Source organism: Acinetobacter sp. CAU_H_78, assembly GCF_058599365.1.
This window is the reverse complement of record NZ_CM178652.1, coordinates 435,118-449,299: the sequence shown is the minus strand read 5'-3', so window position 1 is coordinate 449,299 and position 14,182 is coordinate 435,118. Positions and strand designations below refer to the sequence as shown.

22 protein-coding genes are annotated in these 14,182 nt (G+C 43.8%); 1 reads left to right on the top strand and 21 read right to left on the bottom strand.

All coding sequences use genetic code 11. From position 1 onward, the window contains the following. Positions 1 to 147 precede the first annotated feature (147 nt). The 4 genes from rrtA to AC4MCD_RS02175 form a co-directional block, all read right to left on the bottom strand. Complete coding sequence (gene rrtA / locus AC4MCD_RS02190) at positions 148 to 720, bottom strand: rhombosortase (RefSeq protein WP_005233757.1); 573 nt, start codon at positions 718 to 720, stop codon at positions 148 to 150. A 72-nt stretch (positions 721 to 792) separates the two neighbouring features. Beyond that, on the bottom strand, positions 793 to 1,833 hold the full coding sequence (locus tag AC4MCD_RS02185; RefSeq protein WP_419364172.1) for a hypothetical protein: 1,041 nt from the start codon (positions 1,831 to 1,833) through the stop codon (positions 793 to 795). Between the two features lie 545 nt (positions 1,834 to 2,378). Beyond that, on the bottom strand, positions 2,379 to 2,765 hold the full coding sequence (locus AC4MCD_RS02180) for a hypothetical protein (protein WP_104425690.1): 387 nt from the start codon (positions 2,763 to 2,765) through the stop codon (positions 2,379 to 2,381). Beyond that, complete coding sequence (locus tag AC4MCD_RS02175) at positions 2,758 to 3,015, bottom strand: FAD assembly factor SdhE (protein ID WP_034590267.1); 258 nt, start codon at positions 3,013 to 3,015, stop codon at positions 2,758 to 2,760. The genes AC4MCD_RS02180 and AC4MCD_RS02175 overlap by 8 nt, the downstream gene beginning before the upstream one ends. 182 nt (positions 3,016 to 3,197) lie before the next feature. Between AC4MCD_RS02175 and AC4MCD_RS02170 the strand changes: the two genes are divergently transcribed. Next, positions 3,198 to 4,370 carry an acyl-CoA dehydrogenase family protein gene (locus AC4MCD_RS02170; protein ID WP_491876516.1) on the top strand — a complete coding sequence of 391 codons (1,173 nt, stop codon included), beginning with the start codon at positions 3,198 to 3,200 and terminating at the stop codon, positions 4,368 to 4,370. Positions 4,371 to 4,423: 53 nt separating this feature from the next. Here AC4MCD_RS02170 and AC4MCD_RS02165 read toward each other — a convergent pair whose 3' ends face one another. The 17 genes from AC4MCD_RS02165 to rplX form a co-directional block, all read right to left on the bottom strand. Beyond that, entirely contained in the window at positions 4,424 to 5,914 is a 1,491-nt protein-coding gene (locus AC4MCD_RS02165) for a flavin-containing monooxygenase (protein WP_491876515.1), read from the bottom strand. 208 nt (positions 5,915 to 6,122) lie between these two features. Beyond that, on the bottom strand, positions 6,123 to 6,488 hold the full coding sequence (gene rplQ, locus AC4MCD_RS02160; protein ID WP_004786886.1) for a 50S ribosomal protein L17: 366 nt from the start codon (positions 6,486 to 6,488) through the stop codon (positions 6,123 to 6,125). 18 nt (positions 6,489 to 6,506) lie between these two features. After that, on the bottom strand, positions 6,507 to 7,514 hold the full coding sequence (locus tag AC4MCD_RS02155; RefSeq protein ID WP_004786889.1) for a DNA-directed RNA polymerase subunit alpha: 1,008 nt from the start codon (positions 7,512 to 7,514) through the stop codon (positions 6,507 to 6,509). Positions 7,515 to 7,530: 16 nt separating this feature from the next. Then, positions 7,531 to 8,157 (bottom strand): 30S ribosomal protein S4, encoded by a 627-nt coding sequence (gene rpsD, locus AC4MCD_RS02150; protein WP_004786890.1) that lies wholly within the window; start codon positions 8,155 to 8,157, stop codon positions 7,531 to 7,533. 12 nt (positions 8,158 to 8,169) lie between these two features. Next, complete coding sequence (gene rpsK, locus AC4MCD_RS02145) at positions 8,170 to 8,556, bottom strand: 30S ribosomal protein S11 (RefSeq protein WP_001040166.1); 387 nt, start codon at positions 8,554 to 8,556, stop codon at positions 8,170 to 8,172. A 19-nt stretch (positions 8,557 to 8,575) separates the two neighbouring features. Beyond that, a complete protein-coding gene (gene rpsM / locus AC4MCD_RS02140; protein WP_180179429.1) occupies positions 8,576 to 8,932 on the bottom strand; it encodes a 30S ribosomal protein S13 in 357 nt (118 codons plus the stop codon). A gap of 107 nt (positions 8,933 to 9,039) precedes the next feature. Next, a complete protein-coding gene (gene rpmJ, locus AC4MCD_RS02135; protein ID WP_000867907.1) occupies positions 9,040 to 9,156 on the bottom strand; it encodes a 50S ribosomal protein L36 in 117 nt (38 codons plus the stop codon). A 20-nt stretch (positions 9,157 to 9,176) separates the two neighbouring features. Further along, positions 9,177 to 10,496, bottom strand: a complete 1,320-nt coding sequence (gene secY, locus AC4MCD_RS02130) for a preprotein translocase subunit SecY (protein WP_171065444.1) — start codon at positions 10,494 to 10,496, stop codon at positions 9,177 to 9,179. A 45-nt stretch (positions 10,497 to 10,541) separates the two neighbouring features. Next, positions 10,542 to 10,982 (bottom strand): 50S ribosomal protein L15, encoded by a 441-nt coding sequence (gene rplO / locus AC4MCD_RS02125; RefSeq protein WP_004786897.1) that lies wholly within the window; start codon positions 10,980 to 10,982, stop codon positions 10,542 to 10,544. Between the two features lie 3 nt (positions 10,983 to 10,985). Next, entirely contained in the window at positions 10,986 to 11,162 is a 177-nt protein-coding gene (gene rpmD / locus AC4MCD_RS02120; protein WP_004786899.1) for a 50S ribosomal protein L30, read from the bottom strand. Between the two features lie 6 nt (positions 11,163 to 11,168). After that, on the bottom strand, positions 11,169 to 11,666 hold the full coding sequence (gene rpsE / locus AC4MCD_RS02115; protein WP_004786901.1) for a 30S ribosomal protein S5: 498 nt from the start codon (positions 11,664 to 11,666) through the stop codon (positions 11,169 to 11,171). A 2-nt stretch (positions 11,667 to 11,668) separates the two neighbouring features. Then, entirely contained in the window at positions 11,669 to 12,019 is a 351-nt protein-coding gene (gene rplR / locus AC4MCD_RS02110; RefSeq protein WP_004281497.1) for a 50S ribosomal protein L18, read from the bottom strand. Positions 12,020 to 12,033: 14 nt separating this feature from the next. Next, a complete protein-coding gene (gene rplF, locus AC4MCD_RS02105) occupies positions 12,034 to 12,567 on the bottom strand; it encodes a 50S ribosomal protein L6 (RefSeq protein WP_004786903.1) in 534 nt (177 codons plus the stop codon). A gap of 13 nt (positions 12,568 to 12,580) precedes the next feature. Then, positions 12,581 to 12,976 (bottom strand): 30S ribosomal protein S8, encoded by a 396-nt coding sequence (gene rpsH, locus AC4MCD_RS02100; RefSeq protein WP_004786905.1) that lies wholly within the window; start codon positions 12,974 to 12,976, stop codon positions 12,581 to 12,583. Between the two features lie 12 nt (positions 12,977 to 12,988). Then, complete coding sequence (gene rpsN, locus AC4MCD_RS02095) at positions 12,989 to 13,294, bottom strand: 30S ribosomal protein S14 (RefSeq protein ID WP_004786907.1); 306 nt, start codon at positions 13,292 to 13,294, stop codon at positions 12,989 to 12,991. A gap of 9 nt (positions 13,295 to 13,303) precedes the next feature. Then, positions 13,304 to 13,840, bottom strand: a complete 537-nt coding sequence (rplE, locus tag AC4MCD_RS02090; protein ID WP_004786908.1) for a 50S ribosomal protein L5 — start codon at positions 13,838 to 13,840, stop codon at positions 13,304 to 13,306. 16 nt (positions 13,841 to 13,856) lie between these two features. Next, positions 13,857 to 14,174, bottom strand: a complete 318-nt coding sequence (gene rplX / locus AC4MCD_RS02085; RefSeq protein WP_004786911.1) for a 50S ribosomal protein L24 — start codon at positions 14,172 to 14,174, stop codon at positions 13,857 to 13,859. Positions 14,175 to 14,182: the final 8 nt, after the last annotated feature.

Here is a 14,182-nt window from a genome sequence, read left to right as displayed (position 1 = left end):
CATTCTTTTAAGCGCTGGTCTTCCTGTCTGCCCCGAAAATTCCTTTACAAGGGTCAGTATCATTATTTTCTATTTTGACTCTGCATGAAAATCAGCAGAATAAAAATGACAATTTATCTTTTCTTTTTGTCTTTTCTGCCAACAGTTTCAGCTATCCCCAACATAGTTACCCAAGATATAGAGCAATGCGACTACCACTCCCCAGATCACCCCTAATAAATGCGCTTCGACCAGTACCGGACTGCCAATAAGTTGTGCAGTTTCCTGATTTCCAATGGTATTTTCCCAAATTAGTTTGGCAAAGATTAAAAATAATACCAGTACGGCAAATCCACGTTCACGTTGATAAAGCAGATGCACACAGGCGACTGCGACATAGGCCCCATGTAATACCCCGGATAGTCCTGCATATGCTTCAATATTTGGCAGGAAAAAATAAAAACTCAGGCTGATCAACGGTGGCAGAATCAAAAGAATTGAGACGAAATGCCACACAGATGCACGGGGAAAAATGAAAGGTAAACAGATAAAGGCAAGAATATTCAGAAAATAATGGGCCCAGCCGACATGCACCCAGTGCGCAGTCCAGAGCCGCCAGAATTCCCCGAGCAGGCTTTCCTGCCAGTAGATGAAAGCATCGTTAAAGATTTGCAAACTCGCTGAAAGAGAGACAAAAGCCGCCAGAAAAATAATTTTTCGTCGAAGATGTTGATCTTGCATCGGCTCCTTGAACTCCTTTCAGCATATTGAAAATGACCTCTATGAGCATCATTCACTTAATTTTTCATTAAATTATAGGTCAGCGCTAAACAGATCATCCAGTTCTGAGGAATTATCAGTTTCATCCCAGAAGGTCTGCATGCCATCATCTGCACTACGAATACCGGTATTTTCAGTCCAGTAACGGTCAGAAATACCATTCACCATAATGGCAGCCATACTGTCGATCAGCTTAAACTGAGGATTGACCGGCTTCTCATCACTACGTGCCTGATCAAAGGTTCTTAACGCATCACGGATTTTGGCATCATCCCCACTGGCCTGTGCCGCTACAGCATATAAGGCATGTGATAAACGTACACCTTTTTGCTCACCAATTTGTACTGACTGTTTCAGAGTTTGGTAAGGATCAGGTTTCCCATCACCTGCCCCTGGCAATAAAGTCCAGATCACAGCACGAGTTGCCATTGGTGCGCCCCAGAATTTGGTATTATCCAGACAGGTCATGCCACGCTCGACCACAGCCGCAATATCTTTAGGTACTTGTACGGCCCCACCCGAGTTAATGTCATTGGTCATGGCTTGTAAGCCACTCAGCATGCCCAGCAGATAAACTGTCTGTTCAATATCACTGTTCATGCGTGGACAGCCTTCACCCAGCGCTTTTTTATATTTTTTCTCATAACGGGTCTGGAATAACTGATAACCCGTATACTGGCGTTGTGCGGCCAGTGCAGCCCAGCGTTTCTGCTCAATCCGTGCATCCTGAGCCTCTGTTACCTGATTGACTTTAGAAGCACGCAGATAACGTAGCTCTGCATCCAGCGCTTTCTGCTCGGCACAAATCCCCGCTGCAGAATACATCAATACCGCGACACGAGTCGGATCAGCCCCCATTTCCTTAGTCGACATGATGGCTGGTGTTAAAGAATTCCCGGAATTACACACCATCTCGGCATCATCCATGGCCAGGATTGGTGGAACAATATGCTTTTCAGTGAAGCCCAGCGCCACATTGGCACCGGTTTTAATGACCTGAGAACATCCTGTTAGAACTGTTGTTGTTATTGCAATGGTCGCCATACCTTGGCATATTTTTCGGACGCTCGACATTTTCCTGTCCTCTATAATTGTGATTATGTCCATTATTCTGCTAAACATATCAGAAGCATATAACGAATAAAAGAGTATTTACTCTAATTTAGACCAGACACTTTGCCATTAAATTGCCCAGCTGCAATTGACTGCAGTAGATAAAATCCCAAATTTTGGGCAAAAAAAAGTAGCATTGCGACGGTTCAGCACATGCTACTTATCAACTTGGCAAGCCGAGAAGAAAATAAGTTCTCGAGCTTGAATCTGTTATTTAGGTGAAAATTTGTCCTTCAGCACCGTTCCCAGCCGTCCTATGATCAGGGCCATCACAATCGCAACGATCAAAAACATCCACATTGGAAATTCCATCATGATCTCCTGTGTTCGCTGTTGGTGACTTAAATGTACCTGCTTATAAAAAAAGCAGCTGAAAAATTGTCAGACAATTCATTGTTTTTACAGAGAAATGTGATTTTTTGTCTGACAATTCTAGCGGGGTTAGCGGATAAATCTTTATTTTTAATCAATTTATTTAAAATTTCGGAATATCATTTGTCGGACAATTAAAGTATTTTTGTCAAAACTTTCAAAGACTTCCATTGTTTAAAAGGCAACTGGTCACACCAGATGAGCAACGGACGTGCTTTTGCATGCTGGAAATACACCACGATATAAGCTTGGTGATCAATCACGTGACTGATCAACACTCGCCGTGTGCCTTGCGCAGCTGCTGTCAGCGACCATTCACGTCCATCCAGATATTCAAACTGCTCAATGTGCGGTGTCTTACGATAAAACAACTGGTAGATGACCAATCCGATGACACCACAAACCAGCCAAATCGCCATAGGCAATAACTGATACAGCAGGAACATCAATACAGCAAAAATAAAAAGCTGAAACACCAGCGCACACTTGCTGCGTTTCAGCTTGAAACAACGATTATCCATGAACGTAAAATTTAAGCTTCTTGATAAAATCTTTTAATTCAGGGCGTGGGGGTTCAGACACTTCCATAAACCAGTCCAGCAGGTCTGGATCTTCCTGTGCAACCAGCTCAGCAAACATCTGTTTTTCGAAGGGATCAGCAGTGAGATAATAGTTTTTCACGTAGGGATCAAAATATACATCGATCTCTTTCAAGCCACGACGCGCGCGATAAATCACTTTGCGCTCTTCTAAGGTGATGTCATCAGTCATCGAATTTTCCCAACTCGTTACAAACCTGAGTAGTTTACCTTAAGCCATTGCTGAATTTCGAGGTATTTCATACAAATGACCAAAAGCATCAGTAGATTCCCCAGATTTGAACATTCAGCTCATTGTTCCCTCGTCTGCTCTATCTTAAGTTAAATAAAACATCACAATAAGGAAATTATAAGATGCATTCGAGCGTGATCCGTCCATTGGCCAGCATGCTACCACGCCAACTATTCAATGATGAACATGAAGCCTTTCGTGAGACGGTCCGAAAATTTTATGAAAAGGAAGTGATTCCTCATACAGAAAAATATGAACAGCAACAACATGTCGATCGTGTGCTCTGGAATAAAGCCGGTGAACTTGGTTTGCTGTGTGCCACGATGCCTGAAGCTTATGGCGGTTCAGGGGTAGATCGTTTATACAGCATGATCCTGATCGAGGAACAGGCCTATGCAGGCGACTCTGCGACAGGATTTTCTCTACACTCCGATATCGTGGCAAATTATATTCTGAACTTTGGCAATGAAGCACAAAAGCAGCAATGGCTCCCGAAAATGGCTACAGGTGAAGTGGTCACGGCAATTGCGATGACTGAGCCCGGAACTGGCTCAGACCTGCAGGCAGTACGCACCAGTGCGGTATTAGAGGATAATGAGTATGTGATTAATGGTTCCAAGATATTCATTACCAATGGCTATCTTTGTGATATGGCAATTGTGGTATGTAAGACGGGTCATAGCGAGAAAGGTTCTGCCAATCTGTCTTTATTTATAGTCGAAGCAGATCGTGCAGGATTTAGTAAAGGTAAACCCTTAAATAAAATCGGCATGAAAGGTCAGGATACCTGTGAACTATTCTTTGACAATGTCCGTGTGCCTAAAGAAAACCTGCTAGGTCAGGAAGGCATGGGTTTTATGATGCTGATGAAAGAACTAGCTTGGGAACGGTTAATTGTGGCCATCATATGTCAGGCAGGGGCAGAAGCAGCATTCGCACATACGGTGAAATACACCAAAGAACGTCAAGCCTTTGGCAAACCGATCAGCGCTTTTCAAAATACCCGTTTTAAACTGGCAGAATTGCGCACCGAAATTGAAATCTGCCGGGCTTATCTGGACCGTTGTATGCAACTACAGCTTAATCAGGAATTGGGAGTTGATGCTGCCGCAGCTGCGAAATACAAAATTTCTGAACTGTATAGCAAAGTGGTAGATGAATGCCTGCAACTGCATGGCGGTTATGGCTATATGCTGGAATATCCGATTGCACGAGCGTACCTGGATAATCGTGCGAACCGTATTTATGCAGGAACCAATGAAATCATGAAGGAACTGATTTCCAGATCACTCTAATTTGAAATATAAAAAAGGAGTACATCAGGTACTCCTTTTATCTATGTCTATACTTAAGACACCAATCTTGGCTTGACTGGTACAGCATTAGATTTCGATTTGAATTTCAATACTCCATCTTCAAAAGATGCAGTTTTAAGTTCTTTACGGTCCACTAGATAATTATTGGATACTTTCCAAGGCGCATGCTTACCCTGTTTCGGCATCACATCTGCGGCACGGGCAATATAGCCTGAAGTTAAACTTCCCATCACCGTATCTTCAAGTAATTCAGTAGCATTCCCTTCTGGAATCACTTCATCATAACCATGCTGATCCATATAATTAAGCAGACGGCAGATATATTCTGCGGCAATATCCACTTTCAAAGTCCAGGAAGCGTTGATATAGCCAATTATCAGCGCCATATTCGGTACATCACTGACCATGACTCCTTGATACAGCATATGCTTCGACGTATCCAAAGGCTTGCCGTCCATCGTGGCCTGAATACCACCCAGAATCTGAATATTTAAACCGGTAGCAGACACAATAATATCCGCATCTAGATGTTTACCTGATTTCAGCTGAATCCCGGTTTCAGTAAATTTCTCGATATGATCTGTTTCTATAGATGCATGACCTTCTCGCAGGATTTTGAACAAGTCACCATCTGGCACTACACATAGGCGTTGATCCCAAGGCTCATAATTCGGGGTAAAGTGTTTCATATCCACTTTACCTTTCAGCTGGAACTGTACAGATTTTAATAGTAGTGTTTTCAGTAATTTTGGCTGTTTTTGTGCAAGTGCATAGATACCACGCTGCATGCCAATATTACGCGCACGGGTCAGCTTATAAGCCACATCTTCAGGCAATAATTTACGCATTTTTGAGTAAATCATGTCAATCGAAGGAACTGACGCGATATAAGTCGGTGAACGTTGCAACATGGTCACATGTCCTGCTCCGCCTTTGACCATGGCAGGAACTAGGGTAATCGCTGTCGCACCACTGCCAATAATCACCACTTTTTTTCCGCTATAGTCCAGATTTTCAGGCCAATGCTGCGGGTGAATGAATGTACCTTTGAATGCTTCCTGATTCGGGAATTGCGGCTGGAAGCCTTGATCATAATTGTAGTAACCAGTACAGCCAAGAACAAAGTTAGCGATCCAGGTCTGCTTTTTGCCCTGAGCGTTTTCAACTACGACTGACCATTTACGTGTCGCTGAATCATAATTGGCACTAACGACGCGATGTTGAAAATGAATTTTTGAGCTCAAGTTAAATTCCTGAACCACTTCTGCAAGATAGTTTTTAATTGCTGAGCCAGAAGCCAATACACTTTCTTTTTTCCAAGGCTTAAAGTTGAAGCCAAAAGTCGACATATCCGAATCTGAACGGATGCCAGGATATTTAAACAAGTCCCATGTACCGCCAAAGCTTTCGCGACGTTCAATAATTTCAAATGAGCGTTGAGGACTATGTTTAGAAAGATGGGCTGCTAGACCGATTCCAGAGATCCCCGCGCCTACAATTAAAATATCAACTTGCTTTTCCATATTCTTCTTTTTCCTGAGCATTGTCATATACTTTTATTAAAGCACAAAATTGACAATACACAATGTCAAGTTTAAACAAAAGTGATTATTTTTTTATCTTTTCAGGACAAATTTCTAAACAGCCTGATAATGGGTAAACACAAGACAATAAAAAAGGCCGGTTTATTCAACCGACCTTTTCGAACAACGTTTGCTGCTCTACACGAAATTAGTTAACTTCGCGATCTACTAGCTCAACGTAAGCCATCGGTGCAGCATCACCTGCACGGAAGCCCGCTTTAAGAACACGTAGATAACCGCCGTTACGCTCTTTGTAACGAGGGCCAAGAACGGTAAATAATTTACCAACAGTTGCAGCTGAACGAGTACGAGCAAACGCCAAACGACGGTTTGCTACTGTATCGACTTTAGCTAAAGTGATTAAAGGCTCAGCAACACGACGTAATTCTTTAGCTTTAGGCACAGTTGTTTTGATCAACTCGTGCTCGAACAAAGAGTTAGCCATGTTTTGGAACATCGCTTTACGATGACTGCTTGTACGGCCTAATTTCACACCACTATTACGATGACGCATGGTGATAGTCCTACTTAATTAACGGCTACGATAGGCGAAACGATCGTCCATACGGAGACTAGCTGGTGGCCAGTTCTCTAAACGCATGCCGAGTTGTAAGCCTTTGGAAGCCAGAACATCTTTGATCTCAGTAAGCGATTTTTTACCAAGGTTAGGAGTTTTAAGTAACTCAACCTCAGTACGCTGTACAAGATCACCAATGTAGTAAATGTTTTCTGCTTTCAAACAGTTAGCAGAACGAACAGTTAGCTCTAGATCATCTACTGGACGAAGCAAAATTGGATCAACTTCTTCACGAGGTTCTTGAGCCACAGGAGCTTGATCTTTCTGAAGATCAACAAAGATTGCAATTTGCTGTTGCAAGATTGTTGCCGCTTTGCGGATTGCTTCTTCAGGATCAACTGTACCGTTGGTTTCAAGATCAATGACCAGTTTATCAAGGTCAGTACGTTGTTCTACACGAGCGTTTTCCACTGTGTAAGACACACGTTTGATCGGGCTGTAAGATGCATCTAACTGTAAACGACCCACTGGGCGAGTCTCGCCTTCTGGGAAACGTGAGTCAGAAGTCTCGTAGCCACGGCCTTGAGCCACTTTCAGGCGCATCTTAAGATTGCCTGAGGCACTTAACGTGCCGATCAAGTGTTCAGGGTTAACCACTTCAACATTATGAGGTAAACGAAGGTCAGCCGCAGTTACGTCGCCTGGACCTTGTTTCTCTAATGTTAAATAAGCTTCATTTTGATCGAACAGCTTAATAGACAATCCTTTTAGGTTCAGCAAGAGCTCGACGATGTCCTGCTGCAAGCCTTCCAAAGTACTGTACTCGTGCTCAACACCTTCAATCTCAACTTCTACCACAGCAGCGCCAGGTAAAGAAGAAAGAAGGATGCGACGTAAAGCATTGCCCAGAGTATGACCAAAGCCACGCTCTAAGGGTTCTAGAATAACTTTTGCCGAGGTCCCGCTTGCCGCTTCGACCTTGATCGCTTGCGGAGTTAGAAACTCATTTGCAGTACGCGTCATATTGCTACCTCAAGGATTATTTAGAATACAATTCTACAATCAAGCTTTCGTTGATTTCAGCAGGTAAATCAGAACGATCCGGTGCAGCTTTGAACGTACCTTCTAGTTTAGAATGATCTACTTCCATCCAAGAAGGAATGCCACGTTGAGCAGCTAATTCAATTGCGTTTTTGATACGTAATTGTTGTTTAGCGCCTTCGTGAACTGCAATCACGTCACCCGCTTTAACTTGGATAGACGCGATGTTAACGCGACGGCCATTTAAAGTGATTGAACGGTGAGATACTAACTGACGAGCTTCTGCACGTGTAGAACCAAAACCCATGCGATAAACAACGTTATCAAGACGGCTTTCAAGCAATTTCAACAGGTTTTCACCAGTTGCGCCTTTAACACGAGCAGCTTCTTTGTAGTAGTTACTAAATTGACGCTCTAAAACACCGTACATACGACGTACTTTTTGTTTTTCACGTAATTGTAGTGAGTACTCAGATTGTTTACCGCCACGAGCTCCACCATGTTGACCAGGAGCTTTAGCGTGTTTTTTAGTTTTGACGTCAAATGGTTTAACGCCAGATTTTAATTGCAGGTCTGTCCCTTCGCGGCGAGAGAGTTTGCATTTTGGACCAATATAACGAGCCATGAATGTTTCTCCTTACACGCGACGTTTTTTAGGTGGACGGCAACCGTTGTGAGGGATTGGAGTCACATCGGTAATGCTGTTAATTTTATAACCCACTGCACCTAATGCACGAACCGCAGACTCACGACCTGGACCAGGACCTTTCACAAGGACGTCCAAGTTTTTCAAACCGTAATCTAAAGCAGCTTTACCAGCAACTTCAGCAGCTACCTGAGCAGCAAACGGAGTTGATTTACGTGATCCACGGAAGCCTTGTCCACCTGAAGTGGCCCAAGCCAGTGCATTACCTTGACGATCGGTAATAGTCACAATGGTGTTATTAAAAGAAGCGTGAATGTGTGCAACACCTTCAGAGACGGTACGAGTGACCTTCTTGCGTGTGCGAGTATCTTTAGCCATCTTTTAGCTTCCAGAAATCTTATTTCTTAATTGGTTTGCGCGGACCTTTACGGGTACGTGCGTTAGTTTTGGTGCGTTGACCACGGACAGGCAAGCTGCGACGATGACGAAGACCGCGGTAGCAGCCTAAATCCATTAAACGTTTAATGTTCATGGAAATTTCGCGACGTAAATCACCTTCGGTCGGAACCTTGGCAATTTCTGCACGAATCGCATCAAGCTGAGCGTCATCTAATTCACGGATCTTAGTAGTCGGTGCGATACCCGCAGCAGCTAAGATTGACTTAGCAGTGTGGCGACCAATACCAAAGATGTACGTTAGAGAGATAACAGCATGCTTGTTATCCGGAATGTTTACACCGGCAATACGAGCCATTCAATTTTCTCCAAAAAGGCAGTAGAGATAATCAACCGCCCCACAAAAATCTTGAGGGGCGGATAATAACCCAATTCGCCTACTGAAATCAACAGGTCTTGATCAGATTAACCTTGACGCTGCTTATGACGAGGTTCTGCGCTACAAATTACGCGGATAACCCCATTACGACGGATAACTTTACAGCTACCACAAATTTTCTTTACAGAAGCTTGTACTTTCATGATGAAACCTCTAAGTGCGCTTATCCCTTAGGATGAGCAGTCGTTTTTCTCATTAACGTTTGATTGTCATACTGGTGCGAGGTGAGATGTGCTTGAAGCTGAGCCATAAAGTCCATCACCACCACTACCACGATCAGCAACGATGTTCCACCCAAGCTAAATGGAATACCAAAAGAGCTTTGCAGAATCATCGGCATTAAACAGATGACAGTGATGTATATCGCGCCAATAAAGGTCAAACGATTGAGAATATGATCTAAGTAACGAGCAGTTTGCTCACCTGGACGAATACCAGGCACGTAAGCTCCGCTGCGTTTCAAGTTCTCTGACACTTCTTTAGGACTAAATACCAGTGCTGTATAGAAGTAACAGAAAAAGATAATTAACGCACCAAAGAGCACCAAATACAACGGCTGACCAGGCGATAACACCAATGCCAAGTCTTGTAGACTACGCTTGATAATTCCTGCACTTGGATCCGAACTACCAACCCATTGACCTAAGCTCGCTGGGAACAAAAGTAAAGAGCTAGCAAAAATTGCCGGAATTACACCCGCCATATTAATTTTTAATGGCAGATGCGTTTGCTGTGCAGTAAATACACGACGTCCCTGCTGCTTTTGAGCATAGTTCACCGGAATACGACGTTGCGCCTTCTCGATAAACACAATCGCTGCAAGTACAGCAATCGATAACAGACCAAAAATTGCTAGTCCAATTAGACTAGACTGGCCATTATCCACTGAAGTTAGAGACTGCATAACTAAAGTCGGCAATCCTGCAACGATACCTGCGAAGATGATCATGGAAATACCATTGCCCACCCCACGCTCGGTAATCTGTTCACCCAGCCACATCAAGAACATGGTCCCCGCAACCAAAGAGGTTACTGCAGGAACATAAAAAGCCAGACCAGAGGTCAGGGTAATTCCCTGGCTGATCAGGCCAGCACACATACCAATTGCTTGCACAAGTGCAAGGAACAGCGTGCCTTGTCGTGTGTATTGGTTAATCTTACGTTTGCCCTGCTCGCCTTCTTTTTTCAAAGCTTCGAGCTGAGGAACCACCGTAGACATCAACTGCACGATAATCGATGCAGAAATGTATGGCATGATCCCTAAAGCAAGAATCGACATTCGCTCTAATGCACCACCCGAAAACATGTTAAACAAACCAAGGATTGTACCTTGGTTTGCATTAAACAGATTTTCTAGCGCGGCATTATTAATCCCTGGTACTGGAATATGCGCTCCTAGTCGAAACACCAACAACGCACCAATGAGAAACATCATTCGACGAATAATTTCACGGTATTTCACATGAAATGGTTGGCCTTTCATCATGTTGACATGACCTGAAGAACTAGGAGTCATAGACACTGGGGATTACTCCTCGACTTTACCGCCAGCAGCTTCAACAGCAGCTTTAGCGCCTTTAGTCAATGCAACACCTTGTACAGTGAATGCACGAGTAATTTCACCAGAAAGTACGATACGAGCACGAGTCATGTCTTTACGTACAACGTTCGCAGCTTTTAAAGTTTCAAGAGACACGATGTCGCCTTCAACTTTAGCAAGCTCAGATAAACGTACTTCAGCAGTTTTCAAAGCCAATTGGCTAGTGAAACCGAATTTAGGCAAACGACGATAAAGTGCAGTTTGACCACCTTCGAAACCTGGACGAGTACCACCGCTCTTACGTGAGTTTTGACCTTTGATACCACGACCACCAGTCTTACCAACGCCAGAACCGATACCACGGCCTAGACGAAGGTTGTCACGCTTAGCACCTTCTGCAGGTGCAATTGTATTTAAACGCAGAGTCATGGCTTATTCCTCTACACTAACCATATAGTAGACTTGGTTGATCATACCACGGTTAGAAGGCGTATCTTGCACTTCTACAGTATGACCAATACGACGCAGACCTAAACCTTTCAGGCTCAGCTTGTGATTTTTCAAGCGGTGCGATGCAGATTTAGTCTGGGTAACTTTAATCGTTTTCATGATTGATTACCCTTGAATTTGTTCTACTGTTAAACCACGTTTCGCAGCAACTTTCTCAGGAGAAGTCATATCACGCAAACCGTTAAAAGTCGCGTTTACTACGTTAGCAGCGTTTGTAGAGCCATAACATTTAGTTAATACGTTACGTACGCCAACAGCTTCTAAAACTGCACGCATCGCGCCACCAGCAATTACACCAGTACCTTCAGAAGCAGGTTGCATGTAAACGCGGCTTGCACCGTGACGAGCATTGATAGGGTGCTGAACAGTACCATCAACAAGGTCAACAGTAATCATGTTACGACGAGCAGCTTCAAGTGCTTTAGAAATAGCAGCTGGAACTTCACGCGCTTTACCACGACCAAAACCTACGCGACCATTACCATCACCCACAACAGTTAATGCTGTGAAAGAGAAGATACGACCACCCTTAACAACTTTGGCTACACGATCAACGGCAACCAGCTTTTCAACAAGACCTTCGTTTTGTTCAACTTTAGCCATGATTAGAACTCCAAGCCGTTTTCACGGGCAGCATCAGCCAAGGCTTTGATACGACCATGATATTTGAAACCAGAACGGTCAAATGCAACTTTAGTAACACCAGCTGCTTTAGCGCGTTCTGCGATTAAAGCACCTACTTTTTGAGCTGCTTCAACGTTACCAGTAGTACCCGCACGTAGAGTAGCGTCTAGAGTAGAAGCTTGCGCTAATACTTTGCCACCATCTGCTGAGATAACTTGAGCATAGATGTGACGCGGAGTGCGGTTTACACACAAACGAGTCGCACCCAATGCACGGATGTGCAAGCGTGTGCTTTTCGCACGACGCAAACGGGATTGTTTCTTTTCGTTCATAAGAACCTCGCGCCTTATTTCTTCTTAGCTTCTTTACGAAGTACAACTTCGTCAGAATAACGAACACCTTTACCTTTATAAGGCTCTGGTGGACGGTAACCACGGATATCTGCAGCGACTTGACCTAGAACTGCTTTATCAGCAGATTTAAGTACGATTTCAGTTGCAGTTGGAGTTTCAGCAGTTACACCTTCAGGAAGCGTATAGTCGATCGGGTGAGAGAAACCAAGGTTAAGGTTAACAACGTTACCTTTAACCGCAGCTTTATAACCAACACCGATAAGTTGTAACTTACGTTCGAAACCTTCGCTTACACCTTTTACAAGGTTGTTAAGCACAGCGCGAGCAGTACCAGCTTGCATCCAAGCGTCTTTAGATTCAGCTTTAGGAGCAATAACTAGAGTACCGTCTTCCTGTTTTAGCTCGACCAGCGCATGCAGGTTGAAAGACAATGTACCTTTGCTGCCTTTCACTTCGACCTGCCGGCCGTTCTGAGTAACTGTTACACCGTTAGGTACAGTTACTGGGGCTTTAGCCACACGAGACATGAGGAATCACCTATTAAGAAACAAAAGCAATAACTTCACCACCAACGCCTGCAGCACGTGCAGCGCGATCAGTCATGATGCCTTTGCTTGTAGAAACAATTGCAATACCTAAACCTTGCTTAACGCTTGGAAGTGCATCTTTACCGCGATACTGACGTAGACCTGGACGGCTTACGCGTTTCACAGTTTCGATAACTGGCTTGCCTTCAAAATATTTTAAAGTCAAAGTAAGAGTTGCTTTGCCTTCAACTTCAGCAACTTCTACGTTTGAAATATAACCTTCTTGTTGAAGTACGTTAGCAATCGCAACTTTCAACTTAGAATTAGGCATAGAAACAGTTTGTTTCTTTGCCATTTGTGCGTTACGAACACGTGTTAGCATGTCGGCAACGGTATCTTGCATACTCATTTATAGTGCTCCTTACCAGCTTGCCTTAACAACGCCAGGTACATCACCTTGCATTACTTTATCGCGTACCATGTTACGGCTTAAGCCGAACTTACGAAAGTAACCATGAGGACGACCAGTTAAACCACAACGGTTACGTAGACGTACTGGAGATGCATTACGTGGTAATGCTTGTAATTTCATCATCGCATCGAAACGTTCTTCATCTGAAGCATTTACGTTTGCAATGATTGCTTTTAATTCAGCACGTTTTGCAGCGTATTTAGCAACAGTAGCTTCGCGTTTCAATTCGCGATTAATCATACTTTTCTTAGCCATTTCGACCTCTTATTTGAACGGGAAGCCGAATGCACGCATTAGCGCACGGCCTTCGTCATCGGTGCGAGCAGTCGTAGTGATGGTAATGTCCATACCACGAATACGGTCAATCTTGTCAAAATCGATCTCAGGGAACATGATCTGTTCTTTAAGACCCATTGAGTAGTTACCACGACCATCAAATGATTTCGCAGAGAAACCACGGAAGTCACGGATACGAGGAATCGCAATCGAGATCAGACGGTCTAAGAATTCGTACATACGTTCGCCGCGTAAAGTAACTTTACAACCAATCGGCCAACCATCACGGATTTTGAAACCAGCGATAGATTTACGAGCTAACGTAAGAACTGGTTTTTGACCAGCGATAGCTTGCATATCAGAAAGAGCACCATCAAGGAGTTTCTTGTCAGCAGAAGCTGCACCAACACCCATGTTGATAGTGATTTTAGTGATGCGAGGGATCTCCATCACATTCTTAATTCCCAATTGTTCTTTTAATTGAGCTTTAAGTTCGTCGTTGTAACGTGCTTTAAGTCTGGCCATTGCCTTTTTCAACCTATTACTTCGCTACCGCCACTGATTCACCATTAGATTTGAATACGCGAGTTTTCACGCCATCAATCGTTTGGTAACCAACACGGTCAGCCTTTTGGGTTGTAGCATTAAAAATTGCCACGTTTGAAATGTGAAGCGAAGCTTCTTGAGTTACGATGCCGCCTTCAGCGCCAGTAACACGGTTCGGCTTTTGATGCTTCTTCACCAAGTTAAGGCCTTCAACCTTAACGCGGTCATTAGAAACAGACAGAACAGTACCCTGTTTGCCTTTTTCTTTACCTGCGATCACAATTACTTGATCGCCTTTTTTAATCTTAGCCATGATCGCCT

Bases quoted from the DNA above. Each gene is read 5' to 3' on its own strand.
- rrtA (WP_005233757.1), bottom strand. From the start codon at position 720: ATGCAAGATCAACATCTTCGACGAAAAATTATTTTTCTGGCGGCTTTT.
- AC4MCD_RS02185 (WP_419364172.1), bottom strand. From the start codon at position 1,833: ATGTCGAGCGTCCGAAAAATATGCCAAGGTATGGCGACCATTGCAATA.
- AC4MCD_RS02180 (WP_104425690.1), bottom strand. From the start codon at position 2,765: ATGGATAATCGTTGTTTCAAGCTGAAACGCAGCAAGTGTGCGCTGGTG.
- AC4MCD_RS02175 (WP_034590267.1), bottom strand. From the start codon at position 3,015: ATGACTGATGACATCACCTTAGAAGAGCGCAAAGTGATTTATCGCGCG.
- AC4MCD_RS02170 (WP_491876516.1), top strand. From the start codon at position 3,198: ATGCATTCGAGCGTGATCCGTCCATTGGCCAGCATGCTACCACGCCAA.
- AC4MCD_RS02165 (WP_491876515.1), bottom strand. From the start codon at position 5,914: ATGGAAAAGCAAGTTGATATTTTAATTGTAGGCGCGGGGATCTCTGGA.
- rplQ (WP_004786886.1), bottom strand. From the start codon at position 6,488: ATGCGTCATCGTAATAGTGGTGTGAAATTAGGCCGTACAAGCAGTCAT.
- AC4MCD_RS02155 (WP_004786889.1), bottom strand. From the start codon at position 7,514: ATGACGCGTACTGCAAATGAGTTTCTAACTCCGCAAGCGATCAAGGTC.
- rpsD (WP_004786890.1), bottom strand. From the start codon at position 8,157: ATGGCTCGTTATATTGGTCCAAAATGCAAACTCTCTCGCCGCGAAGGG.
- rpsK (WP_001040166.1), bottom strand. From the start codon at position 8,556: ATGGCTAAAGATACTCGCACACGCAAGAAGGTCACTCGTACCGTCTCT.
- rpsM (WP_180179429.1), bottom strand. From the start codon at position 8,932: ATGGCTCGTATTGCCGGTGTAAACATTCCGGATAACAAGCATGCTGTT.
- rpmJ (WP_000867907.1), bottom strand. From the start codon at position 9,156: ATGAAAGTACAAGCTTCTGTAAAGAAAATTTGTGGTAGCTGTAAAGTT.
- secY (WP_171065444.1), bottom strand. From the start codon at position 10,496: ATGAAAGGCCAACCATTTCATGTGAAATACCGTGAAATTATTCGTCGA.
- rplO (WP_004786897.1), bottom strand. From the start codon at position 10,982: ATGACTCTGCGTTTAAATACAATTGCACCTGCAGAAGGTGCTAAGCGT.
- rpmD (WP_004786899.1), bottom strand. From the start codon at position 11,162: ATGAAAACGATTAAAGTTACCCAGACTAAATCTGCATCGCACCGCTTG.
- rpsE (WP_004786901.1), bottom strand. From the start codon at position 11,666: ATGGCTAAAGTTGAACAAAACGAAGGTCTTGTTGAAAAGCTGGTTGCC.
- rplR (WP_004281497.1), bottom strand. From the start codon at position 12,019: ATGAACGAAAAGAAACAATCCCGTTTGCGTCGTGCGAAAAGCACACGC.
- rplF (WP_004786903.1), bottom strand. From the start codon at position 12,567: ATGTCTCGTGTGGCTAAAGCCCCAGTAACTGTACCTAACGGTGTAACA.
- rpsH (WP_004786905.1), bottom strand. From the start codon at position 12,976: ATGAGTATGCAAGATACCGTTGCCGACATGCTAACACGTGTTCGTAAC.
- rpsN (WP_004786907.1), bottom strand. From the start codon at position 13,294: ATGGCTAAGAAAAGTATGATTAATCGCGAATTGAAACGCGAAGCTACT.
- rplE (WP_004786908.1), bottom strand. From the start codon at position 13,840: ATGGCCAGACTTAAAGCACGTTACAACGACGAACTTAAAGCTCAATTA.
- rplX (WP_004786911.1), bottom strand. From the start codon at position 14,174: ATGGCTAAGATTAAAAAAGGCGATCAAGTAATTGTGATCGCAGGTAAA.